This is a genomic window from Comamonas serinivorans, assembly GCF_002158865.1.
Classification (GTDB): Bacteria; Pseudomonadota; Gammaproteobacteria; order Burkholderiales; family Burkholderiaceae_C; genus Comamonas_E; species Comamonas_E serinivorans.
Genome location: NZ_CP021455.1, coordinates 1,655,734 through 1,678,213, shown reverse-complemented (window position 1 = coordinate 1,678,213; position 22,480 = coordinate 1,655,734). Strand labels below are relative to the sequence as shown.

Sequence of the window (22,480 nt, the reverse complement as noted above, 5' to 3'; positions counted from 1 at the left end):
CGGCGCTCAGGCCAGGCTGACGGCCTCGCGCTCGTCGTCGCCGGCCGGCGGGGCGGCTTTGTCCTGCAGCGCACCCTGCACCACGTCGCGCGTCAGCGTGGGCACGAAGCACTCGATGAAGTCGTACACATAGCCGCGCAGCCAGGCGCCTTTGCGCAAGCCCAGGCGCGTGAGGTTGACCTCGAACAGGTGCCGGGCGTCGATGGCCACCAGGTCTTTGTCGCGCTCGGCATCGAAGGCGATGGACGCCACGATGCCCACACCCAGCTCCAGGCCCACATAGGTCTTGATGACGTCGGCGTCCATGGCGGACAGCACGACCTCGGGCATCAGGCCCTCGCGGGCAAAGGCCTCGTCGATGTGGGCACGGCCGGTGAAACCGGGTTCATAGGTCACGATGGGCCACTGCGCCAGTTGCTCCAGCGTCAGGCCCTGCGGCCGTTCGGCATGGACCGCCAGCGCGTGGCCGGCCGGCACGACGATGCTGTGGCTCCAGCGGTAGCACGGCAGCGTGGCCAGGCCGTCGAAACCCGCCAGCGCCTCGGTCGCCACGCCCAGGTCAGCCTCGCCCGAGAGCAGCATCTGCGCGACCTGCTTGGGCGAGCCCTGGTGCAGGTGCAGCTGCACCTTGGGATACCGCGCGCGGAAATCGCGCACCACGGGTGGCAAGGCGTAGCGCGCCTGCGAGTGCGTGGCCGCGATGGCGAGGCGGCCCTGGCTGCTGTCGGCAAAGTCCTCGCCCACGCGGCGCAGGTTGTCGGCTTCGAGCAGCAGGCGCTCGACGATGGGCAGCAGCGCCTCGCCCGGCCCCGTCAGCCCTGTCAGGCGTTTGCCGGCGCGCACGAAGATTTCCACGCCCAGCTCGTCTTCGAGCTCGCGGATCTGCCGACTCACGCCAGGCTGCGAGGTGAACAGCAGGTTGGCCACATCGGTCAGGTTGAAACTCTGCCGGACGGCCTCGCGCATGGAGCGCAGTTGTTGAAAATTCACGTCAGTCCTTGGTGAGGCATGTCGCCTGGCGCCATGCCAGCGGCCCCGTGTCATCCAGGGTCCGCCGCTGTTCTTCTTCTTGTGATCGACACACTCCCCAAACGGCGTGCGGCGCTGCCCGTTCGGCCCAAGCCGACGGTCAGCCCGCTCAATTCATCGCGTACTGCGATTCATCCGGCTCGAGGAACTCCAGCTGGTTGCCGGCCGGGTCCTTGACGTAAAAGCGCAGGTAGCCGGGCAAGGCCTGGTTCTCAATCAACTGGCAGTTGCCTTCGATCAGGCGCCAGCGCAACTGCGGCAGGCCGCACACCTCCAGGGCCAGGTGCGCCGCACCCGAGACCCCGGCGCCGGCGGTCGTGGGCACCAGGTCGATGCGCTGGCTGCCGGCGAGAAAGCGCAGGCCACGGCCGGCAGCGGGCAGCAGCTCGTGCAGGCCCAGCAACTCGCCGTAGAAATGGCGGATGCTGTCCTCCTCGCCCACCGGAAAAGGCAGTTGCACGTGGTTGATGGCGTGAATGTGAAGTTGGCTCATGGTGGCTGTGCGATCAAAGGGTCTTGTCGCATCCCGGGCAGTCTTGTTCTGGGTCGTTGATTCCTTCCACAGAAATCAACCCCTGCTCATGCAGGGCAGGCCGCCGATGCCGCCACGCCCCCTCGCGGTCGCTGCGGCATCGGCTGAGCCCGGCTCACTTCTTGGTGTAGATCTGGTCGAAGCTGCCGCCATCGGCAAAGTGCAGCTTGTCGGCCTGCGTCCAGCCGCCAAAGGCCTTGTCGATGGTCACCAGGTCCAGCTTGGGGAATTGGGCGTTGTACTTGGCCTGGGCCTTGGCGCCCGTGGGGCGGTAGAAGTTCTTGCCCGCGATGTCCTGGGCCTCGTCCGAGTACAGGTATTTGAGGTACTCCTCGGCCACCTTGCGCGTGCCTTTCTTGTCGGCCACCTTGTCGACCAGCGCCACCGAGGGCTCGGCCAGGATGGACACCGACGGCGCCACGATCTCGAACTTGTCCTTGCCGAACTCGCGCTGGGCGAGGAAAGCCTCGTTTTCCCAGGCCAGCAGCACGTCTCCCACACCGCGCTGCACAAAGGTGATGGTCGACCCCCGGGCGCCCGTGTCCAGCACCGGCACGTTGGCGAACAGCTTGCCCACGAAGTCCTTGGCGCCGGCTTCACCGCCGAAGTGGCGGCGGCCGAATTCCCAGGCCGCCAGGTAATTCCAGCGCGCGCCGCCGCTGGTCTTGGGGTTGGGCGTGATCACCTGCACACCCGGCTTGACGAGGTCGCCCCAGTCCTTGATGCCCTTGGGGTTGCCCTTCTTCACCAGGAACACGATGGTCGACGTGTACGGTGCCGAGTTGTGCGGCAGGCGCTTTTGCCAGTCGGCCGGCAGCCACTGATCGTGCTTGACCAGCGCATCGATGTCGCCAGCCAGGGCCAGCGTGGCCACGTCGGCGGGGATGCCGTCGATGATGGAGCGGGCCTGCTTGCCCGAGCCACCGTGCGACTGCTTGACCACCACCTCCTGGCCGGTCGTGTCCTTCCAGTGCTTGGCGAAGGCCTTGTTGTACTCGACGTACAGCTCACGCGTGGGGTCGTACGACACGTTGAGCAGCTCGACCTTGCCTTGCGCCTGAGCCGTCAGGCTCACGCCTGCCAGGCTTGCCCCCGCCACCAGGGCGGCGATCGAAACGTTGATAAAGTTGCGGCGAAACATCATGGTCCTGCTCTCTTCCAGTCGGCGTTTTGAACGAATGCGGCGGATTCTGCGGACCACGCTTTAAAACTTGAACTACAGTTTTGAAGTTTTCAAATTACTTAATCATCTAAAAAGGACCCCCGATGGCCCGCATGGTGCAATGCGTCAAACTCCACAAAGAAGCCGAGGGGCTGGACTTTCCGCCCTACCCCGGCGAGCTGGGCAAGCGCATCTGGGAAAGCGTGAGCAAGGAAGCCTGGGCCGACTGGCTCAAGCACCAGACCATGCTGGTCAACGAAAACCGCCTGAATCTGGCCGACCAGCGCGCGCGCCAATACCTGGCCCGACAGATGGAAAAGCACTTCTTCGGCGAAGGCGCCGACGCCGCAGCCGGCTACGTGCCACCGTCGGAAAGCTGACGACAGCGGCTCGCCGAACCCTGCCACCCGAGCCGCGCACCACAACGGGGGTATTCATCAGCTACCGCTCAATTTACAAAGGCAGATAGGTGATACCCCATTTCCACATCCGCCGACGTCGCGTTGCGCAAAGCCCAGGCCCCTGGACCTTGCCTTGTGCCCAAGACGCGCGCCGCGCGCCAAGCCGGTTGGAGCCGCGCACATGCGGCGACTCCAGCGTCCCGCCCAAGACGCGCGCCGCGCGCCAAGCCGGTTGGAGCCGCGCACATGCGGCGACTCCAGCGTCCCGCCCAAGCCGCGCATCCTCGGCAAGCCTGGCGTGCCAGGAACCAGACAGCCTCCGCTCCCGCGCCCCCGGACCGACCCGAAGCGACCGACAGCCCTCGCATGCCCTGGGCGACAGGCGCCGTGCGCACCGGCACCCACAATGGGCCGCAGGGCCTGCACAGGTCGGCGCCTTCCGCCGCGCCGGCTTGCCCTGCTGGACCCTTTCCGTCCGCCGCGTTTGGCCCTCCGAGCCTATCGCTGGCCGTCACGTCTTCAACACACGAAAGGAAAGTAACGTATGCAGCGTGCAAATTGGTTCGCAGTCTCGCCCGAAGGTGCAAAGGCCGTGGGCAGCCTTCACCACTTCGTCACGACCGGAACAAGCCTACCGAGCCTACTGGTCCACCTCGTCTTTCTTCGGGTCTCGCAGCTCAACGGTTGCGCCCACTGCATCGACATCCACACGCGGGATCTCATCAAGGAAGGCATGTCCGTCGAGAAAATCGTGCTGGTCCCCGTATGGCACGAAGCCGCCTACCTGTTCACCGAGCAGGAGCGCGCAGCGCTGGCCTGGTCCGAGGAAGTGACGCGCGTCAGCGAAACGCATGCATCCGACGAGGCCTATGCAGCCGCTGAGGCGGTGTTCGGGGAGAAAGACCTGGTGGACTTGACGCTAACCATCGCCGCCATGAACGCGATCAACCGCATGGGGATCAGCTTCCGCTTGAAGCCACGGGCTAAGGCCTAAGCCAGCAGTTTGCGCACAAGAATGAGTGCGCTGAACAACTCCCTGCTTAGGCTTGGCGCTTCTCCAGCGCGGCGAAGACCTGGTTCACCAGGAACTCCGGTTCCTTCAACTGCTCCGGGCTTTTTCGGCTGCAAGGTCGACATGGTGAAGCGGCGCTTCATCGAGATCTGGTGCCAGAGCTGTACCTGCTCACCATCTTCAGCGCCGTGTTCGTGCACAGCGTGGGCCGTGATCCTTGCTGCCTGCGACAGCAAGGTGCCGGACATCGAAGACCCGAAGAACCCGGTTGTTGATGGCAAGTCCATGACACCCGAACAGTTCCTTGGCAAGTTCTGCAAGGGTGCCTCACCCCCCGTGGCCCCGCCCCCCAACCCGCACGCCTTGCACGTCCATGGAACTGCTCACCCACTTCCCGCCCCGCAACACGCCCCCCGTCATCGCCAGCGCGGCCGAGTGGCGTGCGCACTGGCCGCAGATCGCCGCCACCGGCCTGGCCCCGTTTGACCTGGCCGTGCGCGCCGGCCTCACGGCCGACCGCCTGGCCTGGGCCTTCGGCGGCGGCTACCAGGCCGCCATCCGCGAGCTGCAGCCGCAACACCTGACCGGCGCCGACACCGGCAGCCTGTGCGCCACCGAGGCCACCGGCAACCGGCCGCGCGACATCCAGTCCACGCTGAGCACCCTGCCCGACGGCAGCCTGCAGCTCAACGGCGCCAAGCGCTGGTCCACCATGTCGCCCGTGGCCACGCACCTGTTCGTGCTGGTGCGCGATGCCACCGAGGGCGACGCCTTCGCCAGGCCCACGCTGAAGCTGGTGCGCGTCTCGGCCCAGGCGCCCGGCGTGCGCATCACGCCCATGCCGGCCACGGCCTTCACGCCCGAGCTGCCCCACGCCGAGCTGAGCCTGCAGCAGATCGCCGTCGCCCCGGATGACGTGCTGCCCGGCGACGGCTGGTCCGACCTCGTGAAGCCCTTTCGCACCCTGGAGGACATCTTCGTCTCCGCGGCCTGCCTGTCGCACCTGGTCCGCGTCGCCTGCGACCAGGCCTGGCCGCAGACCCTCGTCGAAGACAGCCTCAGCGCCCTGGCCGCCCTGCAGGTGCTGGCCAGCCAGCCGCCGGGCGCCGCGGCCACGCACATCGCCCTGGCCGGCACGCTGCGCAGCATCGACCAAGTCTACGCCGCCGTCGACGCGCACTGCGCCAACGCGCCCGCCAGTGCGGCGGTGCAGGCCTGGCAGCGCGATCGCAAGCTGTTCGGCCTGTCCGCCAAAACGCGTGGCGTGCGCACCGAGCGCGCCTGGAGCCTTGTTGCAGCTTGAAGCGCAACACATCGTTGGCGCGGCCTGGGCCGCCCGCTGCTGTGCTAGCGTCAAGGCCCATGAACACCCTCTCCTTCCGGCTGGCCGTTGCCGCCGCCCTCACCCTGTCCGCTCCCTTGCTGGCCCTGGCCGGCCCCGACCACAAGCACGGCAAGCACCGGTCGCACAAGGAAACCTACTGGGACGGCCCCTGCAAGGTCGAGCGCAAGTGGAAATCCAACGGCACCTACCAGGAAAAGCGCAAGTGCGAGCCCGTGCGCGCCCGGCACGTGCAGCCCGTCTACCAGGAGCCGGCGATCGTCATCAACCCGCAAATCGTCATCCGGCCCTGACGCGCCTGCCCTCCGCTGGACCCAGTCCAGCCCGCTGGGTGCGGCACGCTTGTTCATGAATTTCTGGGGTATACCAGGCCATGCGATGAAAATTGATCGGGCTTGGCTTGATACTGCATCAACATATCCACACCCCCGTCCCCTGACGCGCCAGAATCCAGGCCGACCCTGGTCCGTCGAGACAATCCGCGCCCCAGCCGCCCAAGCGTGCCATCACACGCCCACACCATCGTCACCGCGTGGCCATGGCGCCCGCGAAGCAAGCTTCCGTCTGTCTGAACGCCGTGCACACAGGCGCCGTGCCCCGGCTTGCCGCGCGGCATGGATCGGCCAGCACCGCGCGCGTGGGCAGGCCGAGCGCCTCGCCGCCAGGGATGAGGCCGAGGGCGCGGTCAAACACACCACGCTGAAACCGACCACGGCCACCCCACACCTCCCACGGCCCTGGCCGGCACGACGCCGTTGCGGCGTCCGCCCTCTGCAAGCGGCTTGCGCACCACGTCACTGCCGATGCGGCGTGCGCTGTTGCAGGCGTGACAAGCCCTGCGGGAAACCCAGCGCCCGCATCGCGCAGCGACGGCGTAAGGTGTGCCTCGGCCAGGCATGCGCGCAGTTCCGGTCATGTGCTGGCCGAGGTTCCTCTGTCCGCCCCCACCGGAGTCCACCCATGCGCCTGCGCCCCCTCGCCGCCCCCGACCACCTCGAAGCCACCGGCCACCCCGGCCCTTACTGCAAGGCCGCCGAGCCACGCTGGTCACGCCGCAACCTGCTGACCCTGGCCGGCGCCGCCGCATTGAGCCCGCTGGCCGCGCCCGCACACGCCAGCAGCGACACCGTGCGCCTGGTCGTCGGCTTTCCGCCCGGTGGTTCGACCGACGTCATCGCACGCCTCATCTCGCCCGGCCTGGCGGCCGCGCTGGGCAAGACCGTCATCGTCGAGAACAAGCCCGGGGCCTCGGGCACGCTGGCCATCCGCCAGGTCGAGGCCAGCGCGCCCAACCAGGACGTCTACGCCCTCTACCCCACCACCACCATGATGGGCTTCGTGGTCAACGGCCAGGAGGCGGAACTGGACAAGATCAGTGCCATCTCCATGGTCTATGAGCAATACGGCTTCGTGGTCGTCAACCCCCAGTACCCCGACATGGCGGAAGTCCGCACACTGAACGACCTGTTCGCCCTGGCCAAGACCAAGATGGTGAACTACTGCAGCTCCGGGCCGGGTACGGGTGGCCACCTGTCCATGGAACGCCTGGCGCGCCAGCGCGGCCTGCAGATGGAACACGTGGCCTACAAGGGCGCCATGGCGGCCGTGAACGACATCCTGGGCAACCACATCGGCGTCATCCTCATGGACCCCACCAACATCGGCGCGCACCTGAAATCGGGCCGCCTGCGCGCGCTGTCGGTGTCGTACGAAAAGCGCTCGGCCGACTTCCCCGACGTGCCCACCTCGGCCGAATCGGGCTACCCCGAGCTGCAGACCGCCGTGTCCTGGGTCAACTTCATCGGCCCCGCCAAGATGCCGGCCGACAAGCGCCGGCGCATGGGCGAGGTGATCCAGAAGCTGGTGGCCGACCCCGAGATCAACCGGCGCCTGATCGAGCTGTATGCCGTGCCGCGCACGCGCAGCCCCGAGGACACGGCCCGCATCATGGCGCGCGACCTCAAGCACTGGAAACAGGTCATCGCCGAGGGGAAAAAGACCTGAGACCTGACGTCAGGGCACGGCGCCAGGGTTCGGGGCCAGCGCCGGCCCAGCCGCGTTTGACGAGGCCCTGGCGCCTGAGGCGCCCTCACCCCCGCGGGTGGTGCTGTGCGTGCAGCGTCTTGAGGCGCTCGCGCGCGATGTGGGTGTAGATGGTGGTGGTCGAGATGTCGGCGTGGCCCAGCAGCATCTGCACGGCGCGCAGGTCGGCGCCGTGGTTGAGCAGGTGCGTGGCAAAGGCATGGCGCAGCGTGTGCGGCGACAGCGGCGCGGTGATGCCGGCCGTGAGGGCGTAGCGCTTGACCAGCGCCCAGAACATGATGCGCGACATGGCCGAGCCGGCCTTGGCCCCGGCGCTGGTCACGAACAGGTCTTCGCTCTGGCGCGCGCCCAGGATCTCGGGCCTGGCCTCGCGCAGGTAGCGCGCCAGCCAATCGCCGGCCTCCAGGCCAAAGGGCACCAGACGCTCCTTGTTGCCCTTGCCCGTGGGCCGCACCACGTGCTCGGCCAGGGAAATCTCGAAGGTGCGCAAGCCCACCAGCTCGCTCACACGCAGGCCACTGGCGTACATCAGCTCCAGCATGGTGCGGTCGCGCAGGCCCAGCGCCGTGCCCACATCGGGCGCGGCCAGCAGCGCATCGACCTGGGCCTCGCTCAGGGTCTTGGGCACGCGCACGGGCTGACGCGCCGCCAGCAGGCGCAGCGTGGGGTCGCGCACGATGAGCTGCTCGCGCAGGGCCCAGCGGTAAAAGCGCTTGAACACCGTCAGCCGGCGATTGGCCGAGGTGGCCTTGCCGTCGGCGCGTTCGGCCATGTAGGCCATGAGCTGGTGCTCGGCCGCATCGCACAGGCCCACGCCCTGGGCCTGCAACCAGCGCGCGAACAGGGTCAGGTCGCGCCGGTAGGCCGCCAGCGTGTTGCTCGACAGGCCATCTTCCAGCCACAGCGCGTCGACGAAGCGGTCGAGCTCGGGCATGGCCGCTGCGTCCGTCACGGCGGCCCGTGCCGGCCGGCCAGGTCGCCGCGCCGGCTTGGGGGTATCCAGCAAATCCCGTTTCTCTTTCATCAACCTTCCACCCATACTGCCTAACCCATCCCTTGCTGCCACGCACGACGCCCTGGGCAGACACATGACGTGGCGCACTCGCCGCCATGCCCGCACTTGAACGCGGCGTGCAGGGCCCGCCGCCGCGCATGCCCGGACCACGGCCTCTGGGCCCACGGCGCCTGGCGCACCGCCACGACTTCAAGGCTCAGCCCATCCGGTGTCGGCCACCGATCTGAACAGCGAGCAGCTGGGGCCCCACGACCGACCGATTGTGCCCACGCCACGCCACGCTGCGATGCCGATGGTTGGGCCTCGCCGCTCGTGTGTGCAGGCTCTCAGGCGAACCATCGTTTTAATTCAAGGAGTATGAATCGGCTGCCGATCATTCTGAATCGACAGCAGCCGCATACTCCAGCGCCATGAATTCCCCATGCCTGCTGCGGGCCAGCCAAGGGGACTGTGCCGAGGGCGATGCGCACGCCTCGTCGATCACCCGCAGCCGCTCAGGCCTCGAAGCGCAAGTGCTGCCAGGCGGTCCAGCGCTGGCCGGGCGCCAGGCGCACGGGCTCGTCGATGCGGGCCGCCTCGACGCACAGCATGTGGCGCCAGCCTTCGGCCGGCATGTCGGCCAGCCGCGCGGCCTCGGCCTGGCCAGGGTTCCACACCACGGCCTCGTGCAGGTTGTCGGACTGCGTGAGCGTCAGGCGGGGGCGGCCATGCTCGTGCGCCAGCGTCAGCGGCTTGGCTTCGCAGCCTTCGGAGGCGACGGTGTAGACGCGGTCAAACCCCTGCTGGGCCAGCTGGCCAAAGTGGATCTGGGCGCTGTCTTCGATGAAGCGGCGGTCGGCCCGGGCGTCCCAGCAGCGCGTGCCGGCCAAGCCCCCCAGGGTGACCTGGGTCACGTCGCGGGTGCGCCAGTAGCTGTGCAGCGCGGCGGCAAACGACCACTCGCGCGGGCCGGGGTTGTGCACCGACAGGCTCAGCTTCAGCACCTGCGGGGCCAGCGCCACCTGCAGGCGCAGCTCGAAGCGCTCGGGCCAGATGCTGTGCGTGGCGGCACTGTCGCGCAGCAGCAGCACGAAGCCGTCGCCGGTCTCCTGCTCCAGCGTCCAGTTGGCGCGACGGGCAAAGCCGTGCTTGGGCAGGTTGCCGCGCTCGTTGAACTGGGGAAAGCAGATCGGCACGCCGCCGCGGATCGCGGCATCGGCCCCGAACACCTGCTTGTCGCTGAGGAACAGGCGCTCGCCGCCCTCGCCTGGCACCCAGGACAGGACCTGGCCGCCATGCAGGCTCGCGATCACGGTGTCACCCGTTTCCAGTCGGTGACGAACGGCCGCCAGGCCTTGGTGGGTGATGGTGTCTGCAGCCATGGTGTCCTCGCAGGGGTTGAGTCAGCGCAGTCTATCGGCAGGCTGGCCCCCGTGTGTGTCAATTGCCTGCGCGGTCATCCCGCACACCGGCTGGTCACCGGCGCCCAGGCCGTGACCGATGGCCCTGAACCGCCCCGCCCCCGCAGCCTGGCACGAACGTCAGTCACCAACGGTGCCCAGCGCCGGCCGCGAGCGCACGGCGTCGGCCTGCTACGCTCGCCCTCCTTTGCGCCCTTTCTCCGAGACCGCCAGTGGCCAGCTACGAAAACCCCGAGGTCAACCACGACGTGAACGTCAGCGCGGGCTCGCCACTGCGCGAATTCCTCAGCCTGAGCCTGTGGCTGGCGTTGGCCACGGTGGTGCTGGTGGGCGCCGTCTACCTGGGGGCGCGCTGGCTGGCGCCGTTCCTGCCGTTTGCCTGGGAGCAGCGCATGGCCGCCCCCGTCATGGCCTACTGGCAGGGCGAGGCCACGCCGGGTGGCGACGCGCGCCTGGCGACCCAGCGCCAGGCCTGGCTGCAGGCGCTGGCCGACCGGCTGCGCCCGGCCCTGCAGATGCCTGCCGACATGCCCGTGACGGTGCACTGGCGGGCCAGCGAGGACCCCAACGCCTTCGCCACGCTGGGCGGCCATGTGGTCATCCACCAAGGTCTGCTGGACCGCGTGGACAGCGAGAACGCCGTGGCCATGGTGCTGGCGCATGAAATGGCCCATGTGAAGCACCGCGACCCCATCGTCGCCCTGGGCGGCGGGCTGGCGGTCAGCCTGGCGCTGCAGGCCCTGCTGGGCGGCAGCGGCGTGGCCAGCGAGGCCGCCGCCACCTTGTCGCAGCTGAGCTTCTCGCGCCAGCAAGAGCGCGACGCCGACGCCGCGGCGCTGGCGGCCCTGCGCACCACCTATGGCCACGTGGCCGATGCCGATGCGTTTTTCGCCCGCATGCTGTGCGAGCAGCGCGGTGCCGCCGCGCCCGAGTTCCTGCAGACCCACCCCGACACGGCCGCGCGCCTGCAGGCCATCCGCGCGGGCGAGACGGCCTCGGCGCCGGGCCAGCCCCTGGCCCTGCCCACCTTCCTGCACAGCCCCCAGCGCCCGCCGGCGTGCACGGACGCCCGCTAAACCGGGGCGCGCAACGCGCGTCCGATGTCCTGCAGCGCGTCCTCGCAGTCCAGCACCGACCGCAACCCGTGCACCTGCTGGCTCAACTGGTCCAGCCTGGCCTCGCCGTGTGTGGCCAGGGCATCGAACGCCGCCGTCAGCTCGTGCTGCACCGCGGCCTGGACCGCATCGTGCCAACGCTGGGGGTCCAGTTCAGCCAGCGCCGTGTGCCCCGCCACGGCCACCTGCAGGCGGGTGGCCACAGCCTCGCACGCCTCGCCGTCCGGCCAACCCGCCGCATTACCCGGCCATTCGAACTCGGCCAGGGCCTGGGCCGCCTGCTCGCGCACGGCCGCCTGCATCCAACCCGCCAGATCGGCCCAGGCCACGGGCGATTCGGCCAGCAGCGCAGGCAAGGCCGGGGCCACCTGGCGCCAGGCGGCGCGCAGCATGCGCGACCGCGACGCGGCCAGCTGGTCGCGAACGCCGCAGACCGCGGCGTCCAGCTGCGCGAGCGCCGGCAAACCCTCGGTGCGCACCGCGCCCAGTACCTGCTCGTCCAGGTGATGCAGCCGCACCTCGGCCGGCTTGCGCCGCTTGTAGGCCTGCGCCGGCCGCATCAGCGCGAGCAAGGCGGCATACAGGCGGTCAAAGCCAGCCGCCTCCAGCGCGGCAGGGGTCTGGGCCTGTTCGCGCGCGACGTGCGCCGACACCGACACCGGCGCGCACAGCAGCTGCGGATCCACGCCCAGCTGCCGCAGCTTGTCCTGCGCACGGGCCAGCACGTCGGCCTCTTGCAGCGCGCGATTGGCCGGGCTTTTGTTGCACAGGCATTTGCGGATCTCGCCGTCGACCTCGTCCTCTTCGAGGGTGTCGCTGCGCGTGATGACCGGCAGCAGCGGCTTGCCCCGGTGCAGCTCGCGGGCCAGCTCGTCCAGGGCCTGCACCTGGCCCGGCGAGGTCGAGCTGGTCAACCACAGCACGCCGTCGGCGCTGTCGATGAAACGCTGCGTCAGCGCCGCGTTCTCGGGCGTGGTGGAGTGCAGGCCGGGTGTGTCCAGCAGCACCAGGCGGTCCCCCAGGCACACGCCCTGCAATCGGGCGGTGGTTTCCGTGGCGCCCTCTTGCAGGCGCTGGCCGGTTTCGACGAGGCGCCCGCCCTCGAGGTGCACATAGCGCACGGCCCGCCCCTGCGCGGCGAAGCGGTCGGCCAGGAAGTTGCACAGCGAGCTCTTGCCGGCGTTGAACTTGCCGAAGACCAGCAGCATGGCCGCGCCGTCGAACCGCCGGCTCAGGTCGTACGCGGGGGCCAGCTCGTCCCACTGCAGCGCCCAGGCCTGCGCCTGGCGGTCGATCCAGGCGTTGAGTGCCTGCACCTGCCGCGCCAGCTCGCCATCGCGGTGCAGCCCCGGGGGCTGCAGCCGGTTGGCGGCCAGACCCTGCGTCAGGCGGGCCAGCCAGGTGTCGAGCGCGACCATGGCGCCGGCCGTCTCGTCCATGCCCCAGTCCAGCGCATCGGCGGCGGCCACCAGCGCGCGTTCGGCCCTCAAGGCGCGGCCTCCAGCTGGGCCTGGGCGGCCACGGCCTGCTGCACCGCCCGCAGCGCCGCCCCGGCCTCGGCGATGCGCAGGACCAGCGCCTCGCGCTCGGCCGACACCTCGAAATAGCGGGCGAAGTCGTGCCACAGCCCGTCGCGGCCCTCGGGCGTGCAGAACAGCCGGTGCAGGTCCTGGCGGTACTTCACCGACACCCCCAGCACCGCCACCATCACGCTGTCCAGGCTCTTGACGCGGGTTTGCTGAGCCAGGGGCAGCTCCACCACCCCGTGCTTGATCAGGATGGCGTTGATGGCCAGGCAGGCCTTGGAATACGCCACCTGCAGCCGGTTGCGCTCCAGCTTGCCGGGCGTGACCTTGAACTGGTTCTCGAACGAGTCGGGGGTCAGCGAATGGTCAGGGCCCGGCACGTCCAGCACGGCCTGCATGCCCTTGCCCACCTGCGCCAGCACCGCCGTCAGGTCGTGCTCGAAACGCGTGCGCTGCGCGGCCTGCTCGGCCTGCAACGCGGCCAGGGCGCGCTGCCGGTCGGCCGCCAGCTGGCCCAGTTGCTCGCGCAGCTCGCCATGCAGCACCGCCGCCTCGTGCATGCGGGCATCGGGCACGCGGGCCAGCGCCTGCGTCAGCGCCGCCTTCAGGGCCGGAAAGCCGCTTTTCTCGAGCAACAGGCGTTTGTTGCCCGCCAGACCCTGATGGTGGCGGGTGGATGACACGGGCTGCCAGGTCACGTCGGGCGCCTGGGTCGCCAGGGCCGCCATCACCTGGCCCTGCTCGGCCTCGTCGGCCAGCTGGTCGATCTGCGTCAACACCCACAAGGTCTGGCGCTGCGTGCGCCGGCCATCCTGCTGCAGGGCGTGCAGCAGCCCACGCTCGCTGGCGTCGAGCTCGCCCTCTTGCGCCGCATGCACGAACAGGCGGATGTCGGACTGCAGCCAGGCCGCGTCGTGTGCGTGGCCATCGTCCCCCTGGGCCACGTCGGCGTCCAGTCCGGGCGCGTCGAGCCAACGCACCTGCGCGTGCCGCTGCTCGGCCAGCACCGTGGTTTCGCGCCGGTCCGCCACGGCGAATGCGGCCTGGCCCATCAACTCGTTGAGCAGGCGGCTTTTGCCATGGTTGTACTTGCCCACCACGGTGACCACCGGCCAGGGCCCGGCTTCGGCCAGCAGGCGCAGGCGGGCCAGGTCGTGCAGGCGCGCCGGCAACACCGAACCCACCGCCTGCGCGGCCTCGCCCCAGCGGTCACCGGGTGTCACACCATCCTTCAAAATCATGGGAGTACTCACTGCTTATCGATATTTTTTGAACGGGAATGAGCCCATACCTGCACACCATGGGCCAGCATGCCCAGCACCACGCCCCAGAACGCCGCGCCCAGGCCCAGCAGCGACATGCCCGAGGCCGTGGCCAGAAAGGCGATGACCGCCGGCTCGATGTGGCGCCGATCGTCGGCCAGCAGGCCGATGTTGCTGGCGATGGCACCGATGAGCGCCAGCCCCGCCAAGGCGGCGATCAGCGCGGCTGGCAAGGCGCTGAACAGCAGCACCAGGGTGCCGGCGAAGGTGCCCCCGACGAGGTAGAACACGCCGTTGGCCACCCCCGCGACGTAACGCTTGCGCGTGTCGGGATGGGCATCCGGCCCGGTGCACAGCGCGGCCGTGATGGACGCCAGCACGATGGAGATGCCGCCAAAGCACGCCACCGCCAGCGACGCGGCGCCCGTGCCCACCACCACCGCGCGCGACGGCGTGGCATACCCCGCCAGGCGCAGCACCGTCATGCCGGGCAGGTACTGCCCGGTCAGGCTGACCAGCAGCAGCGGCAGCGTGAAGCTGAAGAACACGCCCAGGTCGAACACCGGCGCGGTGAACACCGGCTGCGCCACCGCCAGGTGCAGCGTGTGCAGCTGCGTCTGCCCGGTGGCCACCGCCACGGCCAGGCCGACCGCGGCCACCAGCACGATGGCGTAGCGCGGCCAGCAGGCCTTGCCCACCAGGTAGGCCGCCAGCATGGCCAGCACCACCGCCGGCAACGCGCTGCTGGCCCGGAAGGCCTGCACACCGAACTGGAACAGGATGCCGGCCATCATGCCGGCGGCGATGCCCTTGGGGATGGCGTTGACGATCTTCTCGAAACAGCCCGTGGCGCCGATGACCAGGGTCAGGGCCGCCGCCGTGAGGTAGGCGCCCACCACCTCGGGCAGGGTGATGTGGGGGAACAGGCTGAGCAGCAAGGCCGTGCCCGGCGCCGACCAGGCCGTGATGATGGGCTGCTTCAGCCACAGGCTGAGCAGCAGGCCGCTCACGCCGGCGCCCATCGAAATGGCCCAGATCCAGGAACTCAGCATGTCGGCCGACATGCCCCCGGCCTGCGCGGCCTGGATGAAGATGACCAGCGGGCCGCAGTACGAGATCAGCACCGCCAGAAAGCCGGCCACCCAGGCGCTGACCGATCCGTCTTGAACACGCATGGCGGGTCGCACGGTCAATCCAGGCGGATGTGGCGGTCCTGGATGAGCCGGCCCCAGCGCGCCAGTTCCTGGCTCAGGTGCGTTGCCAGTTGCTGCGGGGTCGAGCCGATGGGCTCGGCGCCAATGCCCTCGAGCTTGCGCAGCGTGTCCGGTTGTTTCAGCGCCGCCACCAGGGCGCCGTTGAGCCGCGCCACCACCTCGGCCGGCGTTCCTGCGGGCGCAAACACGGCGAACCAGGGCGAGACCTCGTAGCCCGGCACGCCGGCCTCGGCCATCGTGGGCACGCCGGGCAAGGTCGCCGAGCGGCGGCTGGTGGTCAAGCCCAGGGCGCGCAGCTTGCCGGCCTGGATGTGCGACCGCGCCGAGGTGATGCTGTCGAACATCAGGTCGACCTGGCCGCCGAGCAGGTCGGCGATGGCCGGACCGCTGCCCTTGTAAGGCACGTGCAACAGCTCCACGCCCGTCATCGAGGCGAACACCTCGCCGGCCAGGTGGATGGAGGTGCCGTTGCCCGCCGAGGCATAGGTCAGCTTGCCGGGGCTGCGCCGGGCCCGGGCGATGAGCTCGCGCACCGACTTGTCGGTCTCCGGGGTGGCCTGCACCACCAGCACGTTGGGCACCACCGCCAGCAGGCTGACGGGGGCGAAGTCTTTCACCGGGTCGTAAGCCAGCCGCGCGTAAAGCGCCGGGTTGGTGGCCATGCCGATCGATGTGATCAGGAGGGTGTGGCCGTCAGCGGGTTGCTTGGCCACGTACTCAGCGCCCAGGTTGCCGCCGGCGCCCGGACGGTTTTCGACCACGAAGGGCTGGCCGAGATCGCGCCCCAGCCGTTCCGCCAGCGTGCGGGCCATCACATCCATGGCGCCACCGGGCGGAAACGGCACCACCCACTTCACCGGCTTGCTGGGCCAGGCGGCAGCGGGCTGTGCTTGGGCGGCGGGCAGCACCAGGGCGGCGGCCAGCGTGGCCACAGTACGTCGATTCACAGGCATGAAGGTCTCCAGACGACAGAACGACACCAGGCCGGCAGCGGCCGGGCCACGGGCTACACGATGGACGACGGGTGCTTGGCCAGCGGCGTCACCGTGATCTTCATGAAGGGGAACAGCGGCAGCTGGCTCAGGGTGTCGTGCAGCTCGTCGTTGCTTGCCACGTCGAACACGCTGTAGTTGGCGTACTCGCCCACCACACGCCACAGGTGGGGCCACTTGCCGGAGCGCTGCAGGGCCTGCGAATACGCCTTTTCTTCGGCTTTGATGCGGGCGGCTTCGTCCGCCGGAACGGTGGCGGGGATGTCGACGACCATGTGCACCAGGTAAAGCATGAGGATTTCCTTTCAATCAGAACGCACCGCATGGGCACGCGGCGCGTGTCGCGGCGTCAGCGCACGAGCGCGCTGGCCATGAACTCTAGAACGACTTGCTCGAAGGCCTGGGGCGCCTCGAGGTTCGACAGGTGCGAGGCCGGCACCACCGCCAGCTGCGCGCCGGCAATGGCAGCCTGCATGGCCTGGGCATGGGCCACCGTGGTCACGGGGTCGTGGGCACCGGCCAGCAGCAGCGTGGGCACGTCGATGCGGTGCAGGCTGTCCCGCAGGTCCGACGTGGCCAGGGCCTCGCAGCAGGCGGCGTAGCCTTCGGGGGCGATGCGGGCCAGCCCGGCCTGCGCCCGCTGCACCACGGCGGGCTGCGCCTGGATGAAGCCCTCGCTGAACCAGCGGCCCGGGGCCGAATCGGCCAGGGCCTGCATGCCCGCCGCGCCGTTGGCGCGCACCGCGGCCGCGCGCTCGTGCCAGGCCGAGGCCGCCCCGATGCGCGCAGCGCTGTTGCAGACGGCCAGCGCGCGCAAGCGGGCGGGCGCGTGCACGCCCAGCCACAGGCCGGTGTGGCCGCCCATCGAGATGCCGCAGAACGCGGCCGTCTCGATCGCCAGGGCGTCGAGCACGGCCAGCACGTCCTGGCCCAGGCCGTCAAAGTCGTAAGGGCCGGGCGTGACCGGACTGCCGCCATGGCCCCGCGTGTCGTAGCGCACCAGGCGAAAGGCCTTGGCCAACGCGGCGACTTGGGGGTCCCACATCTCCAGCGTGGTGCCCAGCGAGTTGCTCAGGATCAGCGCCGGGGCGTCGGGGTCGCCGTCGACGGTGACGCGGAACGCACCGCGGCGGGTGTTCAGGGACAGGGCGGCTTGGCTCATGGGTGTCTTTTCAGGTTCAGGTGGGGGATGCCGTCTGCGCCACGCGCAGGGCGGCGTCATCGGGCTGGTTGCGGGTGCCGGCGATGAACACGCCCATGGCCACCGCCGCCACCAGGCCGGGCACGGCGAACGCCAGGAAGTTCATCTCCAGGGGCAAGGCCGCGGCCATCAGCGAGCCGCCGAGCAGCGGCCCCACGATGGCGCCGGTGCGGCCCACACCCGACGCCCAGCCCAGGCCCGTGGACCGCATGGTCAGCGGGTAGAACTGCGCCGTGTTGGCGTACAGCAGGATCTGGGTGCCGATGGTGGTCGCGCCGGCCAGGATGATCAGCAGGTAGAGGATGGGCATGGGGCTGTTGAACCCCAGGGCCGCAATCGACACCGTGCCCACGGCGAAGAAGGCCAGCACCACCTTGGGCAGGCTGAAGCGGTCCCCCAGCCAGCCGCCGGCAATCGCGCCGGCCATGCCGCCGAAGTTGAGCGCCAGCAGGAACGACAGGCTGGAGCCCAGGCTGTAGCCCGCATTGGCCATGAGCTTGGGCAGCCACGACCCCAGGGCATACACCATCAGCAGGCAGCAGAAGAACGCCACCCAGATCATCACCGTGCCCAGCGCGCGGCCTTCCTTGACCAGGTCGAGCATGGGCACGCCAGCGCCCTTGCCCTCGCTCAGCACCAGGCGGGTCTGCGCGTCAATGGGCGTGGCCGGCGCGATGCGGGCCAGCAAGGCACGGGCCTGGTCCTCGCGCCCCTGGCGCAGCAGAAAGCCCACCGACTCCGGCAGCTTCCACAGGATCAGCGGCAGCAGCACCAGCGGCACCGCGGCCGAAAAGAACATGGCCTGCCAGCCAAAGCGCGGCAGCATGTAGATGCCCAGGCCCGCCGACAGCACGCCACCCAGCGAATACCCGCTGAACATGACCGCCACCAGCGTGCTGCGCAGGCGCTTGGGGGCGTACTCGTTCATCAGCGCCACCGCGTTGGGCATCAGGCCGCCGCATCCCAGGCCCGCGATGAAGCGGTAGACGCCGAACTCGGTCGGCGACTTGGCGAAGCCGTTGCAGAACGTGGCCGCGGTGAAGAGCAGGAAGCAGATCGCAATGCCCTTCTTGCGGCCGATGCGGTCGGCCAGCGGACCGAAGATGAAGGCACCGAACATCATGCCGAACAGCGCGTAGCTGCCCAGCGCCCCGGCCTGCACGGGCGACAGGTTCCACTCCTTCATCAGCACCGGCAGCACCACGCCGTAGATGAAGAGGTCGTAGCCGTCGAAGATCAGCAGCAGGGCGCACAGCCACACCACCATCCAGTGAAACCGCGTGAAGCGGGCGTTGTCGATGACCTGGTTGACGTCCAGTGTCTTCATGGTCGTTGTCTCCTGCGTTGAAGGGGTGTGCGCCGCTGAAACGGCTGTTGTCACGCTCGATATCGATCCATGGGTATGTGGCCATCGACGTTTCTTGGCAAACGGCAATGGCCACATACCCCAACTCAATGAGGGGATTTAACCCAAGTCTCCGCCGGCCACAGGCAACACCGAGCCGGTGATGTAGCTCGCCTCGTCCGAGGCCAGGAAGAGGATGGGCGCCACCTGCTCGTCGATGCTGCCGTAGCGCTTGAAGAAGGTGGACTCGGTGACCTGCTGCACGGCCTCGTTCATCCAGGCCTGTTCCTGCGCGCTGTCGCCGGCGGCGTTGCGAGGCACGCGCCGCGGCGGCGCCAGCGTGCCCCCGGGGGCCGTGGCCACCACGCGGATGTTGTGTGGCGCGTACTCCATGGCCAGCGCCTGGGTCAGCGCGTTGACGCCGCCCTTGGCGGCCGAATACGGGCCGCGCCGGATGCCGCGCGTGGCGTTCGACGACACGTTCACGATGGTGCCGCCACCCCGGCGCAGCAGGTGCGGCAGCACCGCGTGGCAGGCGTAGAGCGTCGGCATGAGCGAGCGGCGGATCTCGGCGTCGATCTGCTCGGGCTCGAACTCGGCGAACGGGCGCATGCGGATGGCGCCCCCCACCCCGTTGATGAGCACGTCGATGCCCCCGAACACCTGCACGGCCTGCGCCATGGTGGCGCGGGCGCCCTCGTAGGTCTCGAGGTCAGCCACCCAGGCACTCGCCTGCCCGCCCGTGGCCTCGGCCGCCACCTCGGCCACGAACTCGGCGCGGTCCACGAACAGCACGCGCCCGCCTTCGGCCGCGGCACGCAGCGCCACGCTGCGGCCAATGCCCTGGGCCGCCCCCGTGACCACCACGGTCTTGCCTTCAAATCTCGGCGTCATGGTGTGCTCCACTCAGGCGGCCGTGGCCGCGTTGGGGGTGAACTTCTCGTAATGGAAGCTGGCCGGCGTGATGCCTTCGGCCTGGAAGTGCTTCTGCACCGCGTCCACCATGGGCGGTGGTCCGCAGAGGTACACGTCCACGTTGCCGCCGTGCAGCGCCTGGGCCGGCATGTGCTGGGTGACGTAGCCCTGGCGCTCGTGCGTGGTCTGCGGGTCGGCCACGCAGGTGCTGAAGGTGAAGCCCGGCACGCGCCGGGCCAGGTCCTGCAGGCGGTCCACCAGCACCAGGTCGGCGTCGCGCGTCACGCCGTAGATCAGGTACACGGGCTGGGTCGCGCCCTGCTGGGCCAGCACCTCGAGCATGGACAGGAACGGCGCCAGCCCGGTGCCCCCGGCCAGCAGCAGCAGCGGCCGGGTGACGGGGCGCAGGTAGAAGCTGCCCAGCGGCCCCGTCATCTGCAGTGCAACACCGGCCGCCGCACCCGTGAGCCAGCCGCTCATCACGCCGCCGGGCACGTGTTTGATGAGGAAGCGCGCGCGCCGCTCGCCCGGCAGCGAGCTGAACGAGTATGAGCGGTGTTGCGTTGTCCCTGGAACGGCAATGTTGACATACTGCCCGGGCAAGAAATCCAGCGCCTGGTCCGGCAGGTCCAGCACCAGCTCGTAGGCGGCATCGCTGAAGGTGGCCACTTCGGCCACCGTGGCGTTGAACTGGGTCGTGCCGGTCTTGCAGGCCGTGGACGGGACCGGCACCGCGATCACGCAGTCGGACCGCGGCACCATCTGGCACGTGAGCACCAGGCCTTGGCCGGCCTCGTCGTCGGTCAGCGCGTCGTCGATGTAGTCGTCGCCCAGGTCGTAGGTGCCGCTTTCCGCGCGGCACTTGCAGGTGCCACAGACGCCGTCTGAGCAGTCCATGGGCAGGTTGATGCAGTTGCGGAAGGCCGCATCCAGCACCTTTTCGGTGGCGCCGCAGTCCACGAAGCGGGTGACCCCGTCTTCAAAATTCAGGGCAATGCGATAGCTGGTCATGAGGGGTCTCCTGGCGCGTCAGATGTGGTAGACGTCGATGACCTGGCGGATGTAGTCGTTCTTCAGCACGATCTTCTTGCGCCCGATGAGGAAGCTGTCGCCGTGCCGGCGCAGGGTGACGTACACGGTGCCGAAGAAGTGATCGGTGATCTTGTAGCGGTGGCTCAGCGTGTGGAAGTTGTAGCGAACGTCCACCGCGTCATCGCGCTCGGCCAGCACCTCGATGTTGGTCAGCATGTGGTTGGTGCGCGGCTCGGGCATCGAGGCGCTCGAGCGCTCGGTCTTGATGCGGAACACGCGGTCTTCCAGGCCGTTGCGGTCGGGGTAATAGATCAGCGAAATCTCGCTCTGCGGGTCTTCGGTGAGCTGGTCGTCGTCGTCCCAGGCCGGCATCCAGTACTCGGCATCGGGGGCGTACAGCGCCAGCCACGGCTCCCATTCGCGGTCGTCCAGGTGGCGTGCCTCGCGGTACAGGAAGGCACACACGGCCTGAAGGTCGGTCGTCACGGCGGCACTCATGGCTGGGCTCCTTCGCGTTCTTGTTGCACGGCGCGGCGCATGGTCTTGGCCCAGTGGTCGTGCTGGCACACGAACAGGCCTTCGTCTTCGCTGCGCTCGCCGCTGATCAAGGGCTTCATGCCCATGCGTTTGGCGTTCTCGTCGGGGCCCTGGATCCACAGCGGTGCGCCGCGGCTCATGTCGTTCCAGCGCACCGCGCTGCCGGCGTAGCCGGCTTGGCAGGCGCGGAACTCCTCCAGGTCGTCGGCCGTGCCCATGCCCGAGACGTTGAAGAAATCCTCGTACTGGCGGATGCGGAGGGCGCGGTCCTCAGCGCTCTCGCCCTTGGGGCCGAAGCAAAAGATGCTGATCTCGGTCTGGTTCACGCTCAGCGGCCGCGCCACGCGGATCTGCGTGCCGAACTGGTCCATCAGGAACACGTTGGGGTAGAGGCACAGGTTGCGCGTCTGGCTGACGATGAGGTCGGCGCGGTCCTGGCCCACGCGCTGGGCCAGCTCTTCGCGCTGGTTCCAGATCGGGCGCACCTCGGGGTTCAGCGTTTTGGTCCACAGCAGGATGTGGCCGTTCTCGAAGCCGTAGACGCCGGCCACCGACTTGCTCCAGTTGTTGGCGTCGGTGGCCTTGGTGCCTTCCTGATGGCGGCGGCTCATGGTGGCCGCGTAGTTCCAGTGCACGGAGCTGACGTGGTAGCCGTCGCAGCCGTTTTCCATCTGCATCTTCCAGTTGCCGTCGTAGATGTAGCTGGAGTTGCCGCGCAGCACTTCCAGGCCGTTGGGGGCCTGGTCCACGATCTGGTCGATGATGACCCGGGTCTCGCCCAGGTAGTCCTCCAGGGGCTGAACGTCGGCGTTCAGGCTGCCGAACAGGAAACCGCGGTAGCTCTGGAAGCGCGCCACCTGGGTCAGGTCGTGCGAGCCGTTGGTGTTGAAGGAGACCGGGTACTCGGTGGTCTTCTCGTCCTTGACCTTGAGCAGCTTGCCGCTGTTGCTGAAGGTCCAGCCGTGGAAGGGACAGGTGAAGCTGCCCTTGTTGCCGTGCTTCTTGCGGCACAGCATGGCCCCCTTGTGCGCACAGGCGTTGATCACCGCGTGCAGCTCGCCGTGCTTGTCGCGCGTGATGACGATGGGCTGGCGGCCGATCGAGGTGGTGTAGTAGTCGTTGTTGTTCGGGATCTGGCTCTCGTGCGCCAGGTAGACCCAGTTCGCCTCGAAGAGGTGCTTCATCTCGAGCTCGAACAACTCGGGGTTGGTGAAGATGTCGCGGCGGCAACGAAAGACACCGGTTTGCGGGTCGTCTTGCAAGGCCGTTTCCAGCAACTTCTCGACATCGTCGTACTTGTCAACAGCGGCGGTCGTGTTCATGGTGGGTTTCCTTGGGGTGCAGCCATCCCCCGCGACGGCGGTCGCGGTTCAAACGAATCGGGGGAAGCAAGGGGCCGGGCGGC

23 protein-coding genes are annotated in these 22,480 nt (G+C 68.9%); 6 read left to right on the top strand and 17 right to left on the bottom strand.

The features are described from left to right. Window positions 1-6: 6 nt before the first annotated feature. The 3 genes from CCO03_RS07160 to CCO03_RS07150 all read right to left on the bottom strand — a co-directional run bounded on the left by CCO03_RS07160 (window position 7) and on the right by CCO03_RS07150 (window position 2,705). Window positions 7-990: a CysB family HTH-type transcriptional regulator gene (locus CCO03_RS07160; protein ID WP_087279140.1), complete on the bottom strand. Its 984-nt coding sequence runs from the start codon at window positions 988-990 to the stop codon at window positions 7-9. Between the two features lie 148 nt (window positions 991-1,138). Next, on the bottom strand, window positions 1,139-1,522 hold the full coding sequence (locus CCO03_RS07155) for a VOC family protein (RefSeq protein ID WP_087279137.1): 384 nt from the start codon (window positions 1,520-1,522) through the stop codon (window positions 1,139-1,141). A gap of 154 nt (window positions 1,523-1,676) precedes the next feature. Then, entirely contained in the window at window positions 1,677-2,705 is a 1,029-nt protein-coding gene (locus CCO03_RS07150; protein WP_087279134.1) for a sulfate ABC transporter substrate-binding protein, read from the bottom strand. A 122-nt stretch (window positions 2,706-2,827) separates the two neighbouring features. Here CCO03_RS07150 and CCO03_RS07145 point away from each other — a divergent pair, with 122 nt between their 5' ends. Further along, complete coding sequence (locus tag CCO03_RS07145) at window positions 2,828-3,103, top strand: oxidative damage protection protein (RefSeq protein ID WP_087279131.1); 276 nt, start codon at window positions 2,828-2,830, stop codon at window positions 3,101-3,103. A 565-nt stretch (window positions 3,104-3,668) separates the two neighbouring features. Next, window positions 3,669-4,118 carry a carboxymuconolactone decarboxylase family protein gene (locus CCO03_RS07140; protein WP_087279129.1) on the top strand — a complete coding sequence of 150 codons (450 nt, stop codon included), beginning with the start codon at window positions 3,669-3,671 and terminating at the stop codon, window positions 4,116-4,118. Here the strand turns inward: CCO03_RS07140 and CCO03_RS19555 are convergent. After that, a complete protein-coding gene (locus tag CCO03_RS19555) occupies window positions 4,115-4,384 on the bottom strand; it encodes a hypothetical protein (protein ID WP_157667550.1) in 270 nt (89 codons plus the stop codon). The genes CCO03_RS07140 and CCO03_RS19555 overlap by 4 nt on opposite strands. 125 nt (window positions 4,385-4,509) lie before the next feature. On the opposite strand from CCO03_RS19555, the gene CCO03_RS07135 reads away from it, so the two are divergent. From CCO03_RS07135 to CCO03_RS19550, 3 genes are all read left to right on the top strand, one after another. After that, complete coding sequence (locus CCO03_RS07135) at window positions 4,510-5,439, top strand: acyl-CoA dehydrogenase family protein (protein ID WP_087279126.1); 930 nt, start codon at window positions 4,510-4,512, stop codon at window positions 5,437-5,439. 59 nt (window positions 5,440-5,498) lie between these two features. After that, window positions 5,499-5,771 (top strand): hypothetical protein, encoded by a 273-nt coding sequence (locus CCO03_RS07130; protein WP_087279123.1) that lies wholly within the window; start codon window positions 5,499-5,501, stop codon window positions 5,769-5,771. 667 nt (window positions 5,772-6,438) lie between these two features. Continuing rightward, window positions 6,439-7,482, top strand: a complete 1,044-nt coding sequence (locus CCO03_RS19550; RefSeq protein ID WP_157667549.1) for a tripartite tricarboxylate transporter substrate binding protein — start codon at window positions 6,439-6,441, stop codon at window positions 7,480-7,482. Window positions 7,483-7,567: 85 nt separating this feature from the next. On the opposite strand, the gene xerD is transcribed toward CCO03_RS19550, so the two are convergent. Both xerD and CCO03_RS07115 read right to left on the bottom strand, forming a co-directional pair. Continuing rightward, on the bottom strand, window positions 7,568-8,455 hold the full coding sequence (gene xerD / locus CCO03_RS07120) for a site-specific tyrosine recombinase XerD (RefSeq protein WP_087284352.1): 888 nt from the start codon (window positions 8,453-8,455) through the stop codon (window positions 7,568-7,570). Window positions 8,456-9,030: 575 nt separating this feature from the next. Continuing rightward, window positions 9,031-9,897: a D-hexose-6-phosphate mutarotase gene (locus CCO03_RS07115; RefSeq protein ID WP_087279117.1), complete on the bottom strand. Its 867-nt coding sequence runs from the start codon at window positions 9,895-9,897 to the stop codon at window positions 9,031-9,033. A gap of 251 nt (window positions 9,898-10,148) precedes the next feature. Here CCO03_RS07115 and CCO03_RS07110 point away from each other — a divergent pair, with 251 nt between their 5' ends. Then, entirely contained in the window at window positions 10,149-11,012 is an 864-nt protein-coding gene (locus CCO03_RS07110) for a M48 family metallopeptidase (protein WP_087279114.1), read from the top strand. Here CCO03_RS07110 and CCO03_RS07105 read toward each other — a convergent pair. From CCO03_RS07105 to CCO03_RS07055, 11 genes are all read right to left on the bottom strand, one after another. Beyond that, the gene (locus CCO03_RS07105; RefSeq protein WP_236904066.1) at window positions 11,009-12,541 is read right to left on the bottom strand and encodes a dynamin family protein; all 1,533 of its coding nucleotides are present in this window, start codon (window positions 12,539-12,541) and stop codon (window positions 11,009-11,011) included. The genes CCO03_RS07110 and CCO03_RS07105 overlap by 4 nt on opposite strands. Then, window positions 12,538-13,818 (bottom strand): GTPase, encoded by a 1,281-nt coding sequence (locus tag CCO03_RS07100; protein WP_087279111.1) that lies wholly within the window; start codon window positions 13,816-13,818, stop codon window positions 12,538-12,540. Before CCO03_RS07100 ends, CCO03_RS07105 begins: the two co-directional genes overlap by 4 nt. An 8-nt stretch (window positions 13,819-13,826) precedes the next feature. Further along, a complete protein-coding gene (locus tag CCO03_RS07095) occupies window positions 13,827-15,014 on the bottom strand; it encodes a benzoate/H(+) symporter BenE family transporter (protein WP_087279108.1) in 1,188 nt (395 codons plus the stop codon). A gap of 14 nt (window positions 15,015-15,028) precedes the next feature. Further along, window positions 15,029-16,006, bottom strand: a complete 978-nt coding sequence (locus CCO03_RS07090) for a tripartite tricarboxylate transporter substrate binding protein (protein WP_087279105.1) — start codon at window positions 16,004-16,006, stop codon at window positions 15,029-15,031. Between the two features lie 53 nt (window positions 16,007-16,059). Next, a complete protein-coding gene (gene catC, locus CCO03_RS07085) occupies window positions 16,060-16,338 on the bottom strand; it encodes a muconolactone Delta-isomerase (protein WP_087279102.1) in 279 nt (92 codons plus the stop codon). Between the two features lie 56 nt (window positions 16,339-16,394). Further along, the gene (pcaD, locus tag CCO03_RS07080; RefSeq protein WP_087279100.1) at window positions 16,395-17,207 is read right to left on the bottom strand and encodes a 3-oxoadipate enol-lactonase; all 813 of its coding nucleotides are present in this window, start codon (window positions 17,205-17,207) and stop codon (window positions 16,395-16,397) included. A gap of 16 nt (window positions 17,208-17,223) precedes the next feature. Continuing rightward, entirely contained in the window at window positions 17,224-18,573 is a 1,350-nt protein-coding gene (locus CCO03_RS07075) for an MFS transporter (RefSeq protein WP_087279097.1), read from the bottom strand. Window positions 18,574-18,711: 138 nt separating this feature from the next. Then, on the bottom strand, window positions 18,712-19,485 hold the full coding sequence (gene benD / locus CCO03_RS07070) for a benzoate diol dehydrogenase BenD (RefSeq protein WP_087284345.1): 774 nt from the start codon (window positions 19,483-19,485) through the stop codon (window positions 18,712-18,714). Between the two features lie 12 nt (window positions 19,486-19,497). Further along, the gene (gene benC / locus CCO03_RS07065; RefSeq protein WP_087279094.1) at window positions 19,498-20,517 is read right to left on the bottom strand and encodes a benzoate 1,2-dioxygenase electron transfer component BenC; all 1,020 of its coding nucleotides are present in this window, start codon (window positions 20,515-20,517) and stop codon (window positions 19,498-19,500) included. Window positions 20,518-20,535: 18 nt separating this feature from the next. After that, window positions 20,536-21,036, bottom strand: a complete 501-nt coding sequence (gene benB / locus CCO03_RS07060; protein WP_236904064.1) for a benzoate 1,2-dioxygenase small subunit — start codon at window positions 21,034-21,036, stop codon at window positions 20,536-20,538. After that, window positions 21,033-22,397 carry a Rieske 2Fe-2S domain-containing protein gene (locus CCO03_RS07055; RefSeq protein WP_087279091.1) on the bottom strand — a complete coding sequence of 455 codons (1,365 nt, stop codon included), beginning with the start codon at window positions 22,395-22,397 and terminating at the stop codon, window positions 21,033-21,035. Before CCO03_RS07055 ends, benB begins: the two co-directional genes overlap by 4 nt. Between the last annotated feature and the right edge of the window lie 83 nt (window positions 22,398-22,480).

What these genes read in the sequence shown, in the direction of transcription:
- CCO03_RS07055 (WP_087279091.1), bottom strand. Translation starts at nt 22,397, where the DNA reads ATGAACACGACCGCCGCTGTTGACAAGTACGACGATGTCGAGAAGTTG.
- CCO03_RS07100 (WP_087279111.1), bottom strand. Translation starts at nt 13,818, where the DNA reads ATGATTTTGAAGGATGGTGTGACACCCGGTGACCGCTGGGGCGAGGCC.
- CCO03_RS07130 (WP_087279123.1), top strand. Translation starts at nt 5,499, where the DNA reads ATGAACACCCTCTCCTTCCGGCTGGCCGTTGCCGCCGCCCTCACCCTG.
- pcaD (WP_087279100.1), bottom strand. Translation starts at nt 17,207, where the DNA reads ATGAGCCAAGCCGCCCTGTCCCTGAACACCCGCCGCGGTGCGTTCCGC.
- CCO03_RS19550 (WP_157667549.1), top strand. Translation starts at nt 6,439, where the DNA reads ATGCGCCTGCGCCCCCTCGCCGCCCCCGACCACCTCGAAGCCACCGGC.
- CCO03_RS07115 (WP_087279117.1), bottom strand. Translation starts at nt 9,897, where the DNA reads ATGGCTGCAGACACCATCACCCACCAAGGCCTGGCGGCCGTTCGTCAC.
- benB (WP_236904064.1), bottom strand. Translation starts at nt 21,036, where the DNA reads ATGAGTGCCGCCGTGACGACCGACCTTCAGGCCGTGTGTGCCTTCCTG.
- xerD (WP_087284352.1), bottom strand. Translation starts at nt 8,455, where the DNA reads ATGCCCGAGCTCGACCGCTTCGTCGACGCGCTGTGGCTGGAAGATGGC.
- benD (WP_087284345.1), bottom strand. Translation starts at nt 19,485, where the DNA reads ATGACGCCGAGATTTGAAGGCAAGACCGTGGTGGTCACGGGGGCGGCC.
- CCO03_RS07090 (WP_087279105.1), bottom strand. Translation starts at nt 16,006, where the DNA reads ATGCCTGTGAATCGACGTACTGTGGCCACGCTGGCCGCCGCCCTGGTG.
- CCO03_RS07145 (WP_087279131.1), top strand. Translation starts at nt 2,828, where the DNA reads ATGGCCCGCATGGTGCAATGCGTCAAACTCCACAAAGAAGCCGAGGGG.
- CCO03_RS07140 (WP_087279129.1), top strand. Translation starts at nt 3,669, where the DNA reads ATGCAGCGTGCAAATTGGTTCGCAGTCTCGCCCGAAGGTGCAAAGGCC.
- CCO03_RS07075 (WP_087279097.1), bottom strand. Translation starts at nt 18,573, where the DNA reads ATGAAGACACTGGACGTCAACCAGGTCATCGACAACGCCCGCTTCACG.
- benC (WP_087279094.1), bottom strand. Translation starts at nt 20,517, where the DNA reads ATGACCAGCTATCGCATTGCCCTGAATTTTGAAGACGGGGTCACCCGC.
- CCO03_RS07155 (WP_087279137.1), bottom strand. Translation starts at nt 1,522, where the DNA reads ATGAGCCAACTTCACATTCACGCCATCAACCACGTGCAACTGCCTTTT.
- CCO03_RS19555 (WP_157667550.1), bottom strand. Translation starts at nt 4,384, where the DNA reads ATGTCCGGCACCTTGCTGTCGCAGGCAGCAAGGATCACGGCCCACGCT.
- CCO03_RS07135 (WP_087279126.1), top strand. Translation starts at nt 4,510, where the DNA reads ATGGAACTGCTCACCCACTTCCCGCCCCGCAACACGCCCCCCGTCATC.
- catC (WP_087279102.1), bottom strand. Translation starts at nt 16,338, where the DNA reads ATGCTTTACCTGGTGCACATGGTCGTCGACATCCCCGCCACCGTTCCG.
- CCO03_RS07095 (WP_087279108.1), bottom strand. Translation starts at nt 15,014, where the DNA reads ATGCGTGTTCAAGACGGATCGGTCAGCGCCTGGGTGGCCGGCTTTCTG.
- CCO03_RS07150 (WP_087279134.1), bottom strand. Translation starts at nt 2,705, where the DNA reads ATGATGTTTCGCCGCAACTTTATCAACGTTTCGATCGCCGCCCTGGTG.